Below are 17,592 nucleotides of genomic sequence, written 5' to 3'. Positions count from 1 at the left end.
CCAATAATCAGTGATAGCAAAACCTATATACCTATATGGGTTATTAGAGGGCGATACTTGAATACGTCAAAAGCGGCAACCGGGATTGAAGGTCTGGATGACATCCTTGCGGGTGGTCTTTCACGCAGTCATGTTTTTCTCCTTGAAGGAGAACCCGGAACCGGCAAGACAACCGTGGCACTGCAGTTCCTGAAGGCAGGCGCAGCAGCGGGTGAAATATCGCTGTACATCACCCTTTCCGAGACTGAAAGCGAGCTACGCTCGGGTGCTGCCTCACACGGCTGGGAGCTTGACGAGCAGATCAATATTTTCGAGCTGACGCCGCCTGAAAGCTTGCTTGATGCGGATCATCATCAAAGCCTGCTGTACTCCTCGGATCTGGAGCTGGGCGAAGCGACGCGGCAGATATTCGAGGTGGTGGAGCGGGTCAAACCCTCTCGCGTGGTGATCGACAGCCTCTCGGAAATTCGTCTTCTGGCGCAAAGTTCATTGCGCTACAGACGCCAGATTCTGGCCATCAAACATTACTTCACGCGTTATAACGCGACGGTATTGCTGCTCGATGACCTGACCACCGAAGCGCTGGATAAAACCGTACACAGTGTGGCCCACGGGGTTATCCGTCTTGAAGCGCTGACACCCACCTACGGTGCCGAGCGTAGACGGTTGAAGATCGTCAAATACCGCGGCCAGAAATACCGCGGCGGTTTCCACGACTTCACCATCGCCGAGAACGGCATCCATGTATTCCCACGCCTGGTAGCGGCCGAACACCGCTCCAATTACGCCCGTACTCAGGTCAGCAGCGGCATCACAGAACTGGACGACCTGCTGGGCGGCGGCATAGAAAGCGGCTCCAGCACGCTGATTCTGGGCCCTGCCGGGACCGGTAAATCGCTCATTTCACTGGTTTTCGCGGCACAGGCAGTGGCACGTGGCGAGCGCGTGGGGCTGTTCATATTCGATGAAGAAATGGGCCTGCTGTTCGAACGGATGCTCAAGCTCGGGATTGACCTGCGGGCGCTTCAGGAAACCGGCAATCTGGTGGTCGAGCAGATCGACGCGGCTGAGCTTTCTCCTGGCGAATTTGCGCACCGCGTAAGGCGCGCAGTGGACCGCAAGCAGATAAAGACCGTGATCATCGACAGCATCAATGGTTATCAGGCGGCAATGCCGGAAGAGAGCGCACTGGTTTTGCACATGCACGAGCTTCTGCTCTACCTCAATCGCCAGGGCGCATCGACCTTCATGACCGTTGCACAACACGGGCTGGTCGGTGACATGCGCTCACCGGTCGACATTACCTACCTTGCCGACAGCGTTATTCTGTTGCGTTATTTCGAAGCTTTGGGTCAGGTGCGTCGCGCGATATCCATCATCAAGAAGCGCACGGGCACTCACGAGTCCACTATTCGTGAATACCGCATCAGTGCCAACGGTCTGAAGATCGGTAAGCCGCTTGAAGCCTTCCAAGGCGTACTGCGCGGGGTGCCGTCATACTTTGGCGACAAGAAACCGCTGCTTGAGGATGACGACCTGTGAGTATTCCAGGACTGTTGTCGGAGCGCGCAATCATTCTGGCGCCCAGAGGTCGAGACAGTCAGATCGCTATGCGGATCCTCGATGAAGCCGGCTACCTGGCAACGGTGGCCCATGACTTGTTCGAACTGGTCAAAGAGTTGAGCTCGGGCGCTGGCCTGGCAATCATCGCCGATGAGGCGTTGCGCAATAGTGACATTAAACCGCTGCTGGACCTCATCAGTCGCCAGCCAGCGTGGTCGGATCTGCCGATCGTCCTGATGACTCATCATGGCGGTCCGGATCACAATCCGTCTGCACGGATGGGTAATCTACTGGGCAATGTGACCTTTCTCGAACGCCCCTTCCATCCTGCGACTCTGGTCAGCCTGGTCGTCACGGCCGTGCGCGGGCGCAGACGTCAGTATGAAGCACGAGCGCGCATGGAGGACCTGCACGAAAGTGAAGGCCGTCTGCAGAATGCGCTCAAGGCCGGCAGGCTGGGCTCCTGGTTGCTGGAAGCGGAATACTTGTTCGGATATTACTAAAAGTCACTATGGCCGCAACGAACAGGACACGTTCAATTACGACGACTGGCTCGCCGCTGTGTATTTCGAAGATCAGCCCAGAATGCAGTCGGCGCTTCAGCGCAGCCTGGACACCGGTGTCGATCTGATCATCGAATACCGCAACGTCTGGCCGGATGGCTCACTCAGTTGGGTGGATGTGCGCGCCCGCGCCATTTGCGGCAAGAACGGTCTGGTCAGTTCTCTGGCAGGCGTGACCTCTGACATCACCGAACGCAAGCAAGCCGAGTCGCAATTGCGGCGTCTCAATGAAACATTGGAACAACAGGTCGAAGAACGCACCTCGCAGTTGCGCCACAAGGAAGACATTCTTCGTCAGTCTCAGAAAATGGAAGCAGTCGGCCAATTGACCGGCGGTATTGCCCATGACTTCAACAACATGCTGACCGGGATCATCGGCAGCCTGGAATTGATAAGAAGACGCCTGGCGCGCGGAAGTATAGAGGACCTCAACAGCCTGATCGACCTGGGTGTGACCTCGGCAAATCGCGCCGCAGCACTTACCCATCGCTTGCTGGCATTCTCGCGGCGCCAGTCACTGGACTCAAAGCCGGTGGAGATGAACCATCTGGTCAATGCCATGGACGAACTGTTGCAGCGCAGTGTCAACGAGAGCATTCATTTGCAATTGCGCATGGCCAGCGATCTATGGACTGCAGAAGCGGACCCTAACCAGCTGGAGAGCGCCCTGCTCAACCTGGTGCTCAACGCACGCGATGCAATGCCCGACGGCGGCACGCTGGTGGTCGAAACCTTCAATCAGCAGCTGGACAGATCGTTTACCAATGCCCATGAGAACCTGCTGCCCGGTGATTACGTGGTGCTGAGCGTCAGTGACAATGGCTGCGGCATGCCGGAAACAGTGATCAGCCGTGCGTTTGACCCGTTCTTTACCACAAAGCCTATCGGTCAGGGCACCGGTTTGGGTCTTTCAATGATCTATGGTTTCAGCAAACAGTCGCATGGTCATGTTTCAATCAAGAGTGAAGTAGGCCGAGGCACTACCGTACAGCTGTTCCTGCCGCGCTTTAAGGGGCTTGCAGATGAAGCCGAGCAGAGTTTCCAGAGCAATGCCGTTTACGCCGAAAATGGCGAAACCGTGCTGATCGTCGAAGACGACCCGGCTGTTCGGACGCTGGTCAGTGAGGTACTCAGCGAATTGGGTTACACCTTCATCGAGGCCAGCGAAGCACTGGACGCCGTGCCGATACTGGAATCAGGCCAGCGTATTGATTTGCTGATCAGCGATGTAGGGCTGCCGGGCATGAATGGCCGGCAGCTTGCAGAAATCGCCAGGCAGCTGCGACCGGAACTCAAAGTGTTGTTTATCACCGGTTACGCAGAGCATGCCGCCGTCCGCGGAGGCTTTCTGGAGAACGGTATGCAACTGATTACCAAACCCTTTGCGTTCGACCACCTGACCTCGAAAGTGCGGGAAATGATAGAAGCCTGAGAAACGCTCAGGCTTTGCATGACTCCGGCCTGTAAGACGGCCTGCTCACTCGACGGTTAAAGCGCGTCTTCAGGCCAGCAGTTCCTGAATACGCGAATGCAGCGTTTCCATGGTGAACGGTTTGGCGAGAATGGGTGCCTTCAGCGCAATCGGGCTGCCTGAATCGAGTATTTCCGCCGGATAGCCGCTGATGAAGATCACTTTCAACTCCGGTCGAAGCATCACCGCAGGCTCGGCAATCTGTACACCCGAGACACCACCCGGCAATCGATAATCGGTGATCATCAGGTCAAGGTGGGGTTTGGTCGCCAGAATCTCGAAAGCCTGCTCACCATTCTCGGCTTTCAGGACTCGATAACCCTCACCAGACAGATAATCGGCCAGAAGCATCAGGATCAGGGGTTCGTCTTCGACGATTAATACGACGTTTTCTGCATCAGCGCTCATTGAACTGCCTTTGATCTTATAAATAGCTGCCATTACGACCACGGCATGCATGGGAGGTTGCGCCGATGTGTGATTAAACTTGATTGCCAGTGGCTATCATCTACATCGCCAACGGCTGTCACCTGTATCGACAGCAGCTGTCATCTATAAAGGCAGGCAGATACGAAAGACGGAACCCTTGCCTTCTTCGCTCTCCACCTCGATACGACCGCCGTGAGCCATGACGATCTGATCGGAAATGAACAACCCCAGGCCAAGCCCGGCAACAGCGTGATTGCTCGATACTCGCTCGAATTGCTGAAAGATGCGCTTCTGGTTTTCAGCAGTAATACCGATGCCTTGATCCCGAACCTCAATGAAGGCTTCGCCCTCCCTGCTGTACACATGCACTTCAATCGGTTTGCGCGCACCGTAGCGCAGCGCATTGGTCAACAGGTTGGCAACCACTTGCTCGATACGGAACTCATCCCAGACGCCGATCACGGGCTCTTCGGCAAACCGGGTGACCGTCGAATCGGCGGCGGCGGCAATCTGTGCGGCAAAGCTTTCCAGCAACTGACAGACCAGTTCGCTCAAGTCAAAGGGGCTCGGCCTGATAGACAGCTTGCCGGTACGAATTCTGGAGACATCAAGCATGTCTTCTATCAGGCGGATAAGGCTCTGAATCTGCCGCTCGTCACGGTCGACCATTGCCCGCAGCTTTTCCATGGTGAACGCTGAAGCGTTGTCTTTGGCCAGGTGAAGTTTGCGCAGCTGGGTCTCCAGAATCAGACCGTTGAGCGGCGTACGCACCTCGTGGGAAACGATGGACATGAAGTCATCACGCATACGGATCGCGTGTTCCAGTTCGCCCTGGGTCGACTGCAGACGCTTGAGCAAGGCTTCCTGCTCCTGGCGACTGCGCTCCAGCTCTTCGACCTGTAGTTTCATGGCCTTGCGCTGCCGATACAGATCAACGAAAACATTGACCTTGCTCTTTACCGCATGGATATCCAGCGGCTTGTGCAGGAAGTCCACGGCACCACTTTCATAGCCCTTGAAGGCATAATTGAGCTCGCGACCGGCAGCGCTGACGAAAACGATCGGTATGCTCTTGGTCTTCTCGGTGCTGCGCATCATCTCGGCCAGCTCGAACCCGTTCATTCCAGGCATCTGGACGTCGAGGATGGCCAGCGCGAACTCGTGCTGCAACAGCAGTGACAACGCTTCGTCCGCCGAGAGTGCCTTGTAGACGAGTCGATCACCGCGCTTGATCAGCGCCTCGAGGGCCAGCAGGTTTTCCGGCAAATCATCGACGATGAGCAGTTTTGCCTGAATTTCACTTAACATGCGGTTCGTTCCAACTCGACCAGCAAGCGGCCAATATCGTTCAGGGAAAGAAGGTAATCCGGCGAGTGCAACGCCAGGCCCGCCTCGGGCATGGTCGACGCCTGGGCCTGCGAGGGGTCTTGAATCACCGTGAAACCACCATACTTCTTGATCTGCAGCAAACCTTGTGCGCCGTCATTATTGGCACCAGTCAGCAATACGCCAGCCAGTCGCGGGCCTTAGGCATCCGCGGCCGAACCGAACAAAATGTCGATACTGGGCCTTGAGTAAAACACCCTGTCTTCCTGACTCAATGACAGTGAAAAGTCAGACTCCACCGAGACGTGGTAACCCGCTGGCGCAACGTACAAAGTCCCCGGCACGATATCTTCCTTGTCATCGGCTTCCTTGACCGGGATCGCCAAGCGATTCTGGAATACATGGGCCAACTGGCTGCGCCGGTCATCCGGCAAATGCAACACCATCAATATAGGCAGACTGAAACCCGGCCGCAGGTTTCTGAATATTTTCAGCAGGGCCTCTACACCACCCGCTGACGCGCCTACGACAATAGCATCGACCACGGGCAACGGGCCGCAGGACAGGTCATCGTCAAAGGTGGTTCTCATAATTTCCGGTAGATCCGCTCGGGTTTCACCAGCGTCTCGAACGCCCCGCCGTAGGCAGAGAAATCCAGGGTTTCCTTACTGCCTAGCGCCAGAAAGCCGCGATGACACAGCGAGTCATGAAACAACCCGAAAGCTCGATCCTGAAGTTTTTTGTTGAAGTAAATCAGTACGTTACGACAGGAAATAAATTGCGTTTCGGAGAATACACTATCTGTGGCCAGACTGTGATCGGCAAAAGTGACGTTCTCGCACAGTGTCTTGTCGAAGATCGCGTAATCGTAGGCAGACGTGTAGTAATCGGCGAAATTGCGCTGCCCTCCCGAGTTACGGTAGTTCTCCGTATAGGTGCGCAGGTTATCCATGGAAAAGATGCCCTGCTTGGCCTTCTCCAAAGAGCTGGGATTGATATCGGTCGCATAAATGATGGTCCGCTCCAGCAGCCCCTCTTCGCGCAATAGAATAGCCGTTGAATAAACCTCCTCACCCGTACTGCAACCGGCAATCCACACCTTGATCGACGGATAAGTGCGTAGCACCGGCACGACCTCGTTGCGGATCGCCAAAAAGTGCGAGGGGTCACGGAACATCTCACTCACCGGGATGGTGAGAATCTGCAGCAGCTGCATGAATGCTGCCGGGTCATGAAGCACACGCTCCTGCAGGGCCGAGATGGTCGCGCAATCGAACTGACGCAACGCATGGATCACGCGGCGCTTGATCGACGCACCGGAATAGTCGCGGAAATCGTAGCTGTACTGGAGGTAGATAGCCTCTATCAGCAGGCGCAGCTCGATCTCTATGCTTTGATCAAGGTGCATGATGCCATCCGTTTTTGCGCCCCGGAAAGCACGGCCAGTGACCCCTCATTCAAATGCGCTCCATCTTCGGCAGCCAGACGCGAATCAGTGAAAACAGTCGATCCAGGTCAATGGGCTTGGCCAGGTAATCGTTGGAACCTGCCTGCAGACAACGCTCCTGATCATCTTTCATGGCCTTGGCAGTAACGGCGATGATCGGCAGCTTGCGCCAGCGCGGGTCTTTGCGGATCTCGATGGTGGCTTCGTAACCGTCCATTTCAGGCATCATCACGTCCATCAGGACCAGATCGATGTCTTCGACCTCATTGAGCTTTGCAATCGCTTCAAGACCATTGCGGGCAATTTCCACCACTGCCCCCTTGTGCTCCAGGGCGCTGGTCAGGGCGAAGATGTTACGCACGTCGTCATCGACCACAAGGATTTTGCGCGCTTCAAAGACCTTGTCACGGCTGCGCGCGGTCTTGAGCATCTTTTGTCGCTCGTTGGACAGTTGCGACTCGACCTTGTGCAGGAACAGCGTGACCTCGTCCAGCAGGCGTTCAGGCGAGCGTGCGCCCTTGATGATGATAGAGCGCGAATATTTCATCAGCTCGGCTTCTTCATCACGGGTCATGTTGCGCCCGGTATAGACAATCACCGGCGGAAAGGCGCAGATGTCTTCAGTGGACATGCGCTTGAGCAGCTCATTGCCGAGCATGTCCGGCAGTTTCAAGTCGATGATCATGCAGTCGTAGACATTCTCGCGCAGCAGGTCCAATGCCTCCTGGGCAAAACCCACCGCAGTGATTTCAATATCATCGTCGCCGATAAGGCGAGCAATGCTGTCACGTTGCAGCGCATCGTCTTCGACCAGCAGGATGCGTTTGACCTTCTGGGTCAGTTTGGCCTCCAGCTTGGCAAATACATCCTTGAGCTCTTCGCGGGTGGTCGGCTTGACGGCGTAGCCAATGGCGCCCATGTGCAGCGCAGCTTCCTGGCGATCCTCGACCGAAATTACATGCACCGGAATGTGTCGGGTAGGTGCCAGCTCCTTGAGACGCTGAAGCACGGTCAGGCCCGAGTGATCCGGCAGGCGCATGTCCAGCAGGATCGCGTCCGGCGTGTAGCGTGACGCCAGGTTGAACCCTTCATCCGCAGCATGCGCGACCAGACAGTCATAGCCCAGCTCATGGGCCAGATCGAAGAGGATCTGAGCGAAGCGCACTTCATCTTCGATGACCAGAATGCAGCGCCGCTGAAACGGTGCCTTGTCACGATCATCGGCAAACACGGCTACAGGTGTTTCCACCGGCACCGGGGCCGGGGCCGACTGCTGGATGACCGGCGCGGCAGGAACCGGCAATGAAGGCGCGGGAGGCGCAAGCATGACCGCAGACTCATTGCCTGGCTCTTGAGGGCCTTGCTCGACATAGCTTTCCGGCAACACCAGGCTGAAAATACTGCCCTGCCCTGGCGCGCTGGTCACACTGATGGATCCGCCCAGCAATGCCGCCAGATCGCGGGAGATCGACAACCCCAGCCCGGTACCGCCATAACGCCGGTTGGTGGTGCCATCTGCCTGACGGAATGCCTCGAATATACCCTGCTGATGCTCCTCGGCGATGCCGATGCCCGAGTCGCGCACGATAAACACGATGCCTGCACCCGGCTGGCGCGAAACGACCATGCTGACGGCGCCCGCTTCGGTGAATTTGATCGCGTTGGACAGCAGGTTCTTGAGAATCTGTTCAAGACGCTGGCGGTCCGTGAACAGCATGGTCGGCGCGCCTGCCTGTATGTCGACCGTGAACGCCAGCTTTTTCTCGGCGGCAAGCGGCTGGAACATGCTGCGCAGGCCTTCGACAAGGCGAGATACGCTGCTGTTTTCCGGGCGCATTTCGAGCTTGCCGGCTTCAACCTTGGAAATATCCAGAATGTCGTTGATCAGGTTCAACAGGTCATTACCCGCCGAATAGATCGACTCGGCAAACTTGACCTGTTCGGCGGTCAGATTTTCGCCCGGATTTTCGGCCAGCAGCTTGGCCAGGATCAACGAACTGTTGAGCGGCGTGCGCAGCTCATGGGACATGTTGGCAAGGAACTCGGACTTGTACTTGCTGGCGCGCTGCAGCTCGTCCGCACGCGCCTGCAACTCGGCCTGAGCGATGCTCAGTTCCTCGTTGTTGCGGTCCAGCGCATCACGCTGATCGGCCAGTGCCTGACTCTGATCGGCCAGCTGCTCGTTGGTCTGTTCCAGCTCGGCCTGCTGAGTTTCCAGGTGTGCCTGAGACTCCTTGAGAATACGCGACTGCTCTTCCAGCTCTTCGTTGGCCGTGCGTAATTCTTCCTGCTGCACCTGCAATTCTTCGTTGAGTTGCTGGGTCTCGGCCAGCATCTCTTGCAGACGCTGGCGATAACGGGCCGCTTCAATCGAAGTGCCAATGTTGTCCGCGATCAGCTCAAGAAACTCTAGATCCTGCTCGGTAAGCGGGCGCAGAAAGCCCAACTCGATCACCCCGTTGACCTGATCGTCATTGCTGGTAGGCACTGCCACTATGCTGCGCGGCGAGCCTTCACCCAGACCGGAAGCCACTTTGAAGTAGTTTTCGGGCAGTTCATCCAGCGTGATGATCCGGTCCTGTTGTGCGGCCTGCCCCACAATGCCTTCATCGCTGTGAATGGTCTGATCCTGCTGCTCCTGTTCGCGAGAGAAACCGTAGGAAGCAGCACGCGTCAAGCCGCCGTGATCCTGGCGAATATAGACCGCCGCCACCGACGCGCCCAGATAATGAGTCAGAAACTGAAGGATGTTTCGACCCAGCATATTGAGTGTCAACTGACCCAGTACCTGTTCGGCCAGTTCGCTCTGACCGTTGCGCAACCAGGCGACTTTTTGCAGACGCTCGGCATTGATTTCCTGCTGCCTGAGGTTTTCGCTGTAGGTGGCCGAAAGCGACAGCAAATCACGTCGTCCGATATACGCCAGGATAGCGCTGACAATCACCACGAATATCAGATACAGGCAGACGGAAAGAATGGTACTGCGCGTGACCTCTGCGTTACGGGTCAACCGAAGTTGCTGTTCCATTTCGACAGCCTGATCGTACTCGGTGCGGATCTGATCAGTAATTCGCTTGCCACGTCCGGCCAGCACAGCAGTTTGATAGTCGCCGTTGTTGCGCCGCAGATTGATCATCTCCTGAGCAAACGCATTCCACTCCTGCTGCATCGTGGACAGACGCCTGAACCGGTCCTGTTGCGTCGGGTTGTCTTCGACCAGACTCTTGAGTCCGTCCAGCTCGGCAACCAGCAACGGTTTGGCGATTTCATAGGGGTCGAGAAAGTGTTGATCGCCGGTCAGCAGAAAACCGCGCATGCCGGTTTCCATGTCTATCGACAGTTTCATCGAACGGTTGGTGTTATTGATCACCCGGTCAGTATGCTCGACCCACTGTATGGCCGTGAGCAGATAACTGATCAGCAAAATGAAGAAAACGGCGCTCAGTACCCCCACACCCAATGGCAAGCCGACGTTACGCCCCAGCAGTTTTCGAAAGCGTTGCTCATCGACAACAGACGTCCGATTCATGAAATATCCCTGACGAGTGGATCAAAACCGTAGAGTTTGCCGTAAACCCACGAAAAACACTCTTATTTCTGACATAGAGGATTGAAATTTCACACATAAATCGGTGATAAGCTCACGCACATATCGCGTTCATGACGTAAAGCCATCAATCACCCTCACAATTCACCGTATTTGTGCGCCGATTGAACTTCCACCCGGTTTTTATTTACTGATACAGGGACAGTATCAACAGTGGACAGGACGGCGCTCGGTTACTCTGAGCTGCCGGAAAAGGAAGCATGGCATTCCATGCTGTCTGCGCTATCACCATTTTTCAGGTTTAAGGAGTCGACAATGCCGGACACAGCCCGCACCATTCTCGTGGTCGAAGACGACGCCATTGTGCGCATGCTGATTGTCGACGTGCTCGAAGAGCTGGAATACAAGGTACTGGAAGCCGAGGACGCCACTTCAGCCCTGACTTTCGTTGTTGACGATACCAGGCACATCGACCTGTTGATGACTGATCAGGGGTTGCCCGACATGAAGGGCACCGCGTTGGCTAAAAAGGTCATCGAACTGCGGCCTCAATTGCCTGTACTGTTCGCCAGCGGTTACTCCGAGAACATCGATGTGCCGCCAGGCATGCATTCGATCGGCAAGCCTTTTTCGATCGACCAGTTGCGTGACAAGGTAAAAAGCATCCTTGACTGACATCAAAGCTGCTTTCAGTCACACCGACACGCACGCCAGTACACGTGTATTGATCATCGGCTACGTATGGCCCGAGCCACGCTCTTCGGCTGCCAGCGGGCACATGATGCAACTGATCCAATGCTTCCTCGAGCAGAACTGGCAGATTACCTTTGCCAGCCCTGCCACTGAAGGTGAACATAGGGCCGACCTGGTCAGCCTGGGCATCGAGGAAGTACGAATCGCGCTCAATGACAGCAGTTTTGACCTGTTTGTCAGCAAATTGCAGCCCGATATCGTTGTTTTTGATCAGTTCATGATCGAAGAGCAGTTCGGCTGGCGCGTCGAGCAACAATGCCCCGACGCCCTGCGCATTCTGGAAACGTCGGATTTTCAAAGCCTGCGCCATGCACGCCATCAGATGTTGAAGGACTCGCTGAACAGCGATTCCGCGGGTGATCCGAGCGATATTTGCGACACTTCAACGCCGGGGCTTTTCAAGCAGATCGCCTCCAGTGAGCTGGCGCAGCGCGAGGTCGCATCGTTGTATCGCTGCGACCTGAACCTGATGACATCCGACGTTGAAATGGCATTACTGACCGGTTCGTTTGGGCTGCCCGCCTCGCTGCTGCACTGGTGTCCGCTAATGATTGACGGCGTTCCCGACAGCGTTCGGCCTTTTGCAGAACGCGCGCACTTCCTCAGCATCGGTAATTTCCGTCACGCCCCCAACTGGGATGCGGTGCTATGGATGAAAACCGCAATCTGGCCGCTGATCCGTCAGCAATTGCCTGAAGCGCAGCTGCATATTTACGGTGCCTACACGCCACCCAAGGCAACAGCGCTGCACAATGGCGCTCAAGGGTTTCATGTGAAGCACTGGGCTGAAGATGCGTTGCGGGTCATGTCATCAGCACGCATTTGTCTTGCGCCGTTGCGTTTCGGTGCCGGCATCAAGGGCAAATTGATGGATGCCATGCTCTGCGGCACTCCGTCAATCACCACTGTGATCGGCGCAGAAGCCATGAGCGGCGGGCTGCCGTGGCCTGGCGTCATCGCCGATAACCCGAAAGACATCGCTGATGCTGCGGTCAGACTCTATCAAGACCAGACCCGCTGGCTAGAGGCGCAGAACGCCGGGCTGGCGTTGCTGCAGGCGCGTTACCAGCATCGGCAACACTGTGCGAGCCTGATCCAGCGCATTCAGACCCTTCGTAACCAGTTGCCCGAGCATCGTCTGGCGAACTTCACCGGCGCCATGCTTCGCCATCATCACCACAAGAGCACCAAGTACATGGCGCAGTGGATCGAAGCCAAGAACCGTAACAAGGCTGAAGATACGGTCTAAGCTGGTTTGCGCAGCAGATAGGTATCCATGATCCACCCCCTGCGGTCGCGCGCTTCGGCGCGCAACAGCTTGATCTGCTCACACACGTCATCGAGCCTGCCAGACACCAGTATCTCGTCCGCGGTGCCCAGATAAGCGCCCCAATAGATATCCAGCCCGTGCCCGACGTAACGCTCGAATGTGCACTGTGCATCCAGCATCACCACGACATTGCTGTGTTGCTCAAGCGCTGCCGCCGCCAGGCGTCGCCCTGTGGTGATGTGAATCGACTCACCAATACGATTGAGCGGTATCCGGTGTTGCGCCACCAGGCTCTGGACACTGGTGATGCCGGGAATCACCTGATATTCGAATGTTTCCCTGCCGCGCGCCAATACGCGGTCAAGGATGCGCATGGTGCTGTCATACAGTGACGGATCGCCCCAGACCAGAAATGCACCAACCTGATCTGCGCCAAGCTCATCGGTCAACAGCCGTTCGAACAATGCAGCGCGCTGCTCGTGCCAACTCTCGATACCCCGCTCGTAGACGTCAGGGTCGCCTTCGCGCCGTGGGTCCTGAACCTGTACCAAACGGTAGCCCTGATGAGTGATATGGCGCTGGCAAAGCGCTTTGCGCAGACGCAGCAGCTCATCGTCGACATAGCCCTTGTCGAGGATGAAGATCACGTCGGCACGGTTCAGCGCGGCAATGGCCTGCAAGGTAATCTGCTTGGGATCACCGGCCCCCATGCCGATCAGCAGGATCTGTTTCATCGGATAACCACTCCACTGTGGCAAATCATGTGAGACGCGTGATCGTAGGTGATTTTTGTCAGCGACCGGGCATTGAAGCTGAAAATCAGGCACATTATCGTTCTGGCAACTGCTGAACACGACATAGCCATGAGTAAAACAACAAGAATCGCCGACCCTTCCTACGAATTGATGGACGACCACAACGGGCTGTCGATCATTTATCGCGAGCACGGATTCCCCTGTCCGCTGGTGCGCTGGCACTTTCACAAGGAATACGAGCTGCATTTGATTGTGGCCAGCTCAGGCAAGGTATTTGTCGGCGATTACATCGGCAATTTCAACCCTGCCAGCCTGTTTCTGACCGGCCCCAACCTGCCGCATAACTGGATCAGCCAGATCGATGAGGGTGAAGTTGTGGCCAAACGCGACATGCTGGTCAACTTCACCGATGAACTGCTGGAAAGTGGCAATCAGGTGTTTGCCGAACTAAAAACCCTGACGCCATTACTGGAACGCGCCCGCTACGGCATCGAATTTCGCTGCAAACGTACGATTCGTCAGGCCATGAAGCTGATGCAGAAGATTGCCGACTCACGGGGCATCACCCGCCTGGGTCATTTCTTCATTCTTCTCGAGTTGCTGGCGGCCAGCGACGACTATCAGTTGCTCTCTGGCACTGCGGTCGCCCATACGGCTGACGAGCACAGCGTCGATCGCACCAACCGGGCGGTGGATTACATCTTTGCCCACTATGGCCGTGAGCTGCCGCTGGAGGAAGTGGCCGAGTATCTGGGCATGAAGCCAACCTATTTTTCCAGAGTGTTCAAGCAGGCCACGGGGCGATGCTTTGTAGAGTTCGTCAATCGACTGCGCATCAGCAAGTCGTGCGAATTGCTGGCTGATGGCGACAAACCGGTCACTGATGTGTGCTTTGAATCCGGGTTCAACAATATCTCCAACTTCAATCGGCGCTTCCAGCAACTCAAGGGCATGACGCCCTCGCATTATCGCCGCCTGGCCGTGCAGCGCCTGACCGAACAAAACCTGTACTGATTCACCCTGCCCTTGCGCCTATCGTCTACGCTGCAGATGCGGCGAAGCCAGCCTATGGGCGATTCGGCTCTATCGGCCTTTCGTGCATCAGTGCAAAAAAGTATCAGTCAGAGTGCGGCGCAGGATTTGTCTTTCCGACCGAACGCCGGTGTAATCAATCCACATCTTCCTCACCTCCGGAAGAGAAAAAAACAATAACCATCCTTCTACTGCTCACTGGGCGTGGAAGAGGAGTGATCAATGAAGAACTCAGCAAAACTTCTGCTCGCCAGTTCCGTGCTCAGCACCTGTTTCGTCTTCAGTGGCAGCGCCACGGCAGGCACCGTGACCATTGCCACGGTCAACAACAGCGACATGATTCGCATGCAGCGCCTCTCCAAGACCTTCGAAGAAAAGCACCCCGACATCAAGCTCAACTGGGTCGTGCTGGAAGAGAACGTCCTGCGCCAACGACTGACCACCGACATCGCCACCAAGGGCGGCCAGTTCGATGTGCTGACCATCGGCATGTACGAAGCCTCACTCTGGGGCAAGAAAGGCTGGCTGCAGGAAATGAAAGACCTGCCTGCCAGTTATGAACTGGACGATGTCTTCCCCTCGGTGCGTGAAGGCCTGTCGGCGGATGGCAAACTGTTCGCCCTGCCGTTCTATGCTGAAGCTTCGATCACTTACTACCGCACCGACCTGTTCAATGCCGCCGGCCTGACCATGCCCGAGCGTCCTACCTGGACACAGATTGCCGAATTCGCTGGCAAACTGACCGACAAGTCCAAGGAACAGTACGGCATCTGCTTGCGTGGCAAGGCTGGCTGGGGCGAAAACATGGCGCTGATCACCACGCTGGCCAACGCTTATGGTGCAAGCTGGTTCGATGAGCAGTGGACGCCACAGTTCGATCAGCCAGAGTGGAAGAATGCGCTGAATTTCTACGTCAACACCATGAAGCAGTCCGGCCCTCCGGGTGCCTCCAGCAATGGCTTCAACGAAAACCTTGCGCTGTTCAATAGCGGCAAGTGCGCCATCTGGGTCGACGCCAGCGTTGCCGGTTCGTTCGTGACCGACAAGAAGCAGAGCAAAGTGGCCGACAGCGTCGGCTTCACCTACGCCCCGCATGAAGTAACCGACAAGGGCTCGTCGTGGCTGTATTCGTGGTCGCTGGCGATCCCGACCAGCGCCAAGAACACCAAGGATGCTGCCGAGTTCACCCAGTGGGCCACCTCGAAAGAGTACGCCAAACTGGTTGCCGATACCGACGGTGTGTCCAACGTGCCGCCAGGCACCCGTGCCTCGACCTACACCGATGAGTACAAGAAAGCCGCACCATTCGCCAATATCACGCTTGAGTCGCTGAAGAAGGCCGATCCCAAATCGCCATCGCTCAAAACAGTGCCTTACGTAGGTATTCAATTGGTCACCATTCCTGAGTTTCAGGCCATCGGTACCAGCGTCGGCCAGCAGTTCTCCGCAGCACTTATAGGCCAGTCCACTGTGGATCAAGCCTTGCAGAATGCGCAAACAGCGACTGCACGTGACATGAAACGAGCGGGTTACCCGAAAAAGTAACCGTCACGCACCAGGGCGAAAGCCGATGCTTTCGCCCTGCCGCTCAACTGCGCAACAACTCTGGTGCAATCCGGTTCGGAGCTCTCCATGAATACCTCAGCCTCCCCTGAACGCACGGACCTGTCCGGCGAACAGCAACCGCTCAAAAGCCGTCGATTCAAGCCGGGCTGGTTTCTGGTCAGTCCTTCAGTGGCGCTTCTGCTGGTGTGGATGATCGTGCCGCTGGGCATGACCATTTATTTCTCGCTGATCCGCTACAACCTGCTCTCCCCCGGCGAAAACGAGTTCGTCGGGCTGGAGAACTTCCAGTATTTCGTCACCGACAGCGGCTTTCTGCCCGGTGCCGGTAACACCTTGCTGCTGGTCGGCAGCGTGCTGGCGATCAGTGTAATCCTCGGCGTGCTGATCTCGGCGCTGCTCGAAGCCAGTGAGTTTTTCGGCCGCGGCATCGTCCGCGTTCTGCTGATCTCGCCCTTCTTCATCATGCCCACGGTCAGCGCGCTGATCTGGAAAAACCTGATTTTCCATCCGGTGTCCGGCGTACTCGCGGCGGTGTGGAAGTTCTTCGGTGCGCAGCCCATCGACTGGTTTGCCCATTACCCGATGCTGTCGATCATCATCATCGTGTCCTGGCAATGGCTGCCGTTCGCGATTCTGATCCTGATGACCGCCATGCAGTCGCTGGATCAGGAACAGAAAGAGGCGGCGCGTCTGGATGGAGCCGGCCCCATCGCGATCTTCTGGCACCTGACCCTGCCGCACCTGGCACGGCCGATTGCCGTGGTGGTCATGATCGAGACGATCTTCCTGCTCTCGGTGTTCGCTGAAATATTCACCACCACCAATGGCGGCCCCGGTTTTGCCTCGACCAACCTGGCATACCTGATCTACATCCAGGCGCTGCTGCAGTTCGACGTGGGTATGGCCTCGGCGGGCGGACTGATCGCCGTAGTAATCGCCAACATCGCGGCGATCATCCTGATCCGGATGATCGGCAAAAACCTCACCGACAAGTCATGAGGACCTTGCCATGATGACCCTCAAACAATCACGCCGCCTGCAAAGCCTGCTACTCGGGAGCCTGTCCTGGCTGATCGCTGCGCTGGTGTTCTTCCCGATCTTCTGGATGGTGCTGACCAGCTTCAAGACCGAGATCGACGCATTTGCGACGCCGCCGCAATTGTTCTTTACCCCAACGCTGGAAAACTACCTGCACATTCAGGAGCGCAGCGATTACTTCCACTTTGCCTGGAACTCGGTGCTGATTTCCTTCAGCGCCACCGCCCTGGCCATGCTGATCGCCATTCCTGCGGCGTATTCCATGGCGTTCTTCGAAACCAAACGCACCAAAAGCACCCTGCTGTGGATGCTCTCGACCAAGATGCTGCCGCCAGTGGGCGTGCTGATGCCGATCTACCTGCTGGCCAAGACCTTTGGCCTGCTGGATTCGCGGCTGGCGCTGATCATCATCTATACGCTGATCAACCTGCCGATCGTGGTCTGGATGATCTACACCTATTTCAAGGATATTCCCGGTGAGATCCTCGAGGCCTCACGGCTGGACGGAGCCAGCACCCGCCAGGAGATCTTTCGCGTGCTGATGCCGATCTGCAAGGGCGGGCTGGCCTCTACAGCACTGCTATCGCTGATCCTGTGCTGGAACGAAGCGTTCTGGTCACTGAACCTGACCTCGTCCGCAGCGGCACCGTTGACGGCACTGATCGCCTCCTACTCCAGCCCCGAAGGGCTGTTCTGGGCCAAGCTGTCGGCGGTCTCGACCCTGGCGTGTGCGCCCATCCTGATTTTCGGCTGGATCAGTCAGAAGCAGCTGGTTCGCGGCCTGTCGTTCGGCGCTGTCAAATAGCCCGCCTCAAAGAACAAGAAGGAATCC

At 56.5% G+C, this 17,592-nt stretch carries 12 protein-coding genes and 2 pseudogenes; 8 read left to right on the top strand and 6 right to left on the bottom strand.

Annotation, left to right across the window (positions count from 1 at the left end; genetic code table 11):
* Nucleotides 1-57 precede the first annotated feature (57 nt).
* Complete coding sequence (locus AC4ANK_RS13830; RefSeq protein ID WP_002553646.1) at nucleotides 58-1,542, top strand: ATPase domain-containing protein; 1,485 nt, start codon at nucleotides 58-60, stop codon at nucleotides 1,540-1,542.
* Nucleotides 1,539-3,558, top strand: a pseudogene (locus AC4ANK_RS13825) (hybrid sensor histidine kinase/response regulator). The gene AC4ANK_RS13830 and the pseudogene AC4ANK_RS13825 overlap by 4 nt, the downstream one beginning before the upstream one ends.
* A gap of 69 nt (nucleotides 3,559-3,627) precedes the next feature.
* Here AC4ANK_RS13825 and AC4ANK_RS13820 read toward each other — a convergent pair.
* The 5 genes and pseudogenes from AC4ANK_RS13820 to AC4ANK_RS13800 all read right to left on the bottom strand — a co-directional run bounded on the left by AC4ANK_RS13820 (nucleotide 3,628) and on the right by AC4ANK_RS13800 (nucleotide 10,328).
* Nucleotides 3,628-4,005 carry a response regulator gene (locus AC4ANK_RS13820; protein WP_002553644.1) on the bottom strand — a complete coding sequence of 126 codons (378 nt, stop codon included), beginning with the start codon at nucleotides 4,003-4,005 and terminating at the stop codon, nucleotides 3,628-3,630.
* A gap of 144 nt (nucleotides 4,006-4,149) precedes the next feature.
* Complete coding sequence (locus AC4ANK_RS13815; RefSeq protein ID WP_460382732.1) at nucleotides 4,150-5,334, bottom strand: hybrid sensor histidine kinase/response regulator; 1,185 nt, start codon at nucleotides 5,332-5,334, stop codon at nucleotides 4,150-4,152.
* Nucleotides 5,328-5,942: pseudogene (locus tag AC4ANK_RS13810) on the bottom strand (chemotaxis protein CheB). Before AC4ANK_RS13810 ends, AC4ANK_RS13815 begins: the two are co-directional and overlap by 7 nt.
* Nucleotides 5,939-6,760, bottom strand: coding sequence for a CheR family methyltransferase (locus AC4ANK_RS13805; protein WP_002553641.1), 822 nt, complete (start codon nucleotides 6,758-6,760; stop codon nucleotides 5,939-5,941). The pseudogene AC4ANK_RS13810 and the gene AC4ANK_RS13805 overlap by 4 nt, the downstream one beginning before the upstream one ends.
* Nucleotides 6,761-6,809: 49 nt before the next feature.
* Nucleotides 6,810-10,328: a response regulator gene (locus tag AC4ANK_RS13800; protein WP_460382734.1), complete on the bottom strand. Its 3,519-nt coding sequence runs from the start codon at nucleotides 10,326-10,328 to the stop codon at nucleotides 6,810-6,812.
* 333 nt (nucleotides 10,329-10,661) lie between these two features.
* Between AC4ANK_RS13800 and AC4ANK_RS13795 the strand changes: the two genes are divergently transcribed.
* Both AC4ANK_RS13795 and AC4ANK_RS13790 read left to right on the top strand, forming a co-directional pair.
* A complete protein-coding gene (locus AC4ANK_RS13795; protein WP_002553639.1) occupies nucleotides 10,662-11,021 on the top strand; it encodes a response regulator in 360 nt (119 codons plus the stop codon).
* Entirely contained in the window at nucleotides 11,014-12,348 is a 1,335-nt protein-coding gene (locus tag AC4ANK_RS13790) for a glycosyltransferase (protein WP_002553638.1), read from the top strand. The genes AC4ANK_RS13795 and AC4ANK_RS13790 overlap by 8 nt, the downstream gene beginning before the upstream one ends.
* Here the strand turns inward: AC4ANK_RS13790 and cobF are convergent.
* Complete coding sequence (gene cobF / locus AC4ANK_RS13785) at nucleotides 12,345-13,103, bottom strand: precorrin-6A synthase (deacetylating) (protein ID WP_460382737.1); 759 nt, start codon at nucleotides 13,101-13,103, stop codon at nucleotides 12,345-12,347. The two genes, AC4ANK_RS13790 and cobF, sit on opposite strands and share 4 nt — an antisense overlap.
* A 129-nt stretch (nucleotides 13,104-13,232) precedes the next feature.
* Between cobF and AC4ANK_RS13780 the strand changes: the two genes are divergently transcribed.
* From AC4ANK_RS13780 to AC4ANK_RS13765, 4 genes are all read left to right on the top strand, one after another.
* The gene (locus AC4ANK_RS13780) at nucleotides 13,233-14,138 is read left to right on the top strand and encodes an AraC family transcriptional regulator (RefSeq protein WP_002553636.1); all 906 of its coding nucleotides are present in this window, start codon (nucleotides 13,233-13,235) and stop codon (nucleotides 14,136-14,138) included.
* 240 nt (nucleotides 14,139-14,378) lie between these two features.
* Nucleotides 14,379-15,701, top strand: coding sequence for an ABC transporter substrate-binding protein (locus AC4ANK_RS13775; protein ID WP_002553635.1), 1,323 nt, complete (start codon nucleotides 14,379-14,381; stop codon nucleotides 15,699-15,701).
* 87 nt (nucleotides 15,702-15,788) lie between these two features.
* Nucleotides 15,789-16,721 carry a carbohydrate ABC transporter permease gene (locus AC4ANK_RS13770; protein WP_002553634.1) on the top strand — a complete coding sequence of 311 codons (933 nt, stop codon included), beginning with the start codon at nucleotides 15,789-15,791 and terminating at the stop codon, nucleotides 16,719-16,721.
* A gap of 10 nt (nucleotides 16,722-16,731) precedes the next feature.
* Entirely contained in the window at nucleotides 16,732-17,565 is an 834-nt protein-coding gene (locus AC4ANK_RS13765; RefSeq protein ID WP_002553633.1) for a carbohydrate ABC transporter permease, read from the top strand.
* Nucleotides 17,566-17,592: the final 27 nt, after the last annotated feature.

Source organism: Pseudomonas sp. Pmew2, from assembly GCF_058129885.1.
The sequence above is the reverse complement of the archived record's forward strand: the minus strand, read 5'-3'. Positions and strand labels throughout refer to the sequence as shown.

Excerpts from the sequence above, each read along its gene's own strand:
- AC4ANK_RS13780 (WP_002553636.1), top strand. The coding sequence starts at position 13,233 with ATGAGTAAAACAACAAGAATCGCCGACCCTTCCTACGAATTGATGGAC.
- AC4ANK_RS13800 (WP_460382734.1), bottom strand. The coding sequence starts at position 10,328 with ATGAATCGGACGTCTGTTGTCGATGAGCAACGCTTTCGAAAACTGCTG.
- AC4ANK_RS13820 (WP_002553644.1), bottom strand. The coding sequence starts at position 4,005 with ATGAGCGCTGATGCAGAAAACGTCGTATTAATCGTCGAAGACGAACCC.
- AC4ANK_RS13805 (WP_002553641.1), bottom strand. The coding sequence starts at position 6,760 with ATGCACCTTGATCAAAGCATAGAGATCGAGCTGCGCCTGCTGATAGAG.
- AC4ANK_RS13795 (WP_002553639.1), top strand. The coding sequence starts at position 10,662 with ATGCCGGACACAGCCCGCACCATTCTCGTGGTCGAAGACGACGCCATT.
- cobF (WP_460382737.1), bottom strand. The coding sequence starts at position 13,103 with ATGAAACAGATCCTGCTGATCGGCATGGGGGCCGGTGATCCCAAGCAG.
- AC4ANK_RS13765 (WP_002553633.1), top strand. The coding sequence starts at position 16,732 with ATGATGACCCTCAAACAATCACGCCGCCTGCAAAGCCTGCTACTCGGG.
- AC4ANK_RS13770 (WP_002553634.1), top strand. The coding sequence starts at position 15,789 with ATGAATACCTCAGCCTCCCCTGAACGCACGGACCTGTCCGGCGAACAG.
- AC4ANK_RS13815 (WP_460382732.1), bottom strand. The coding sequence starts at position 5,334 with ATGTTAAGTGAAATTCAGGCAAAACTGCTCATCGTCGATGATTTGCCG.
- AC4ANK_RS13775 (WP_002553635.1), top strand. The coding sequence starts at position 14,379 with ATGAAGAACTCAGCAAAACTTCTGCTCGCCAGTTCCGTGCTCAGCACC.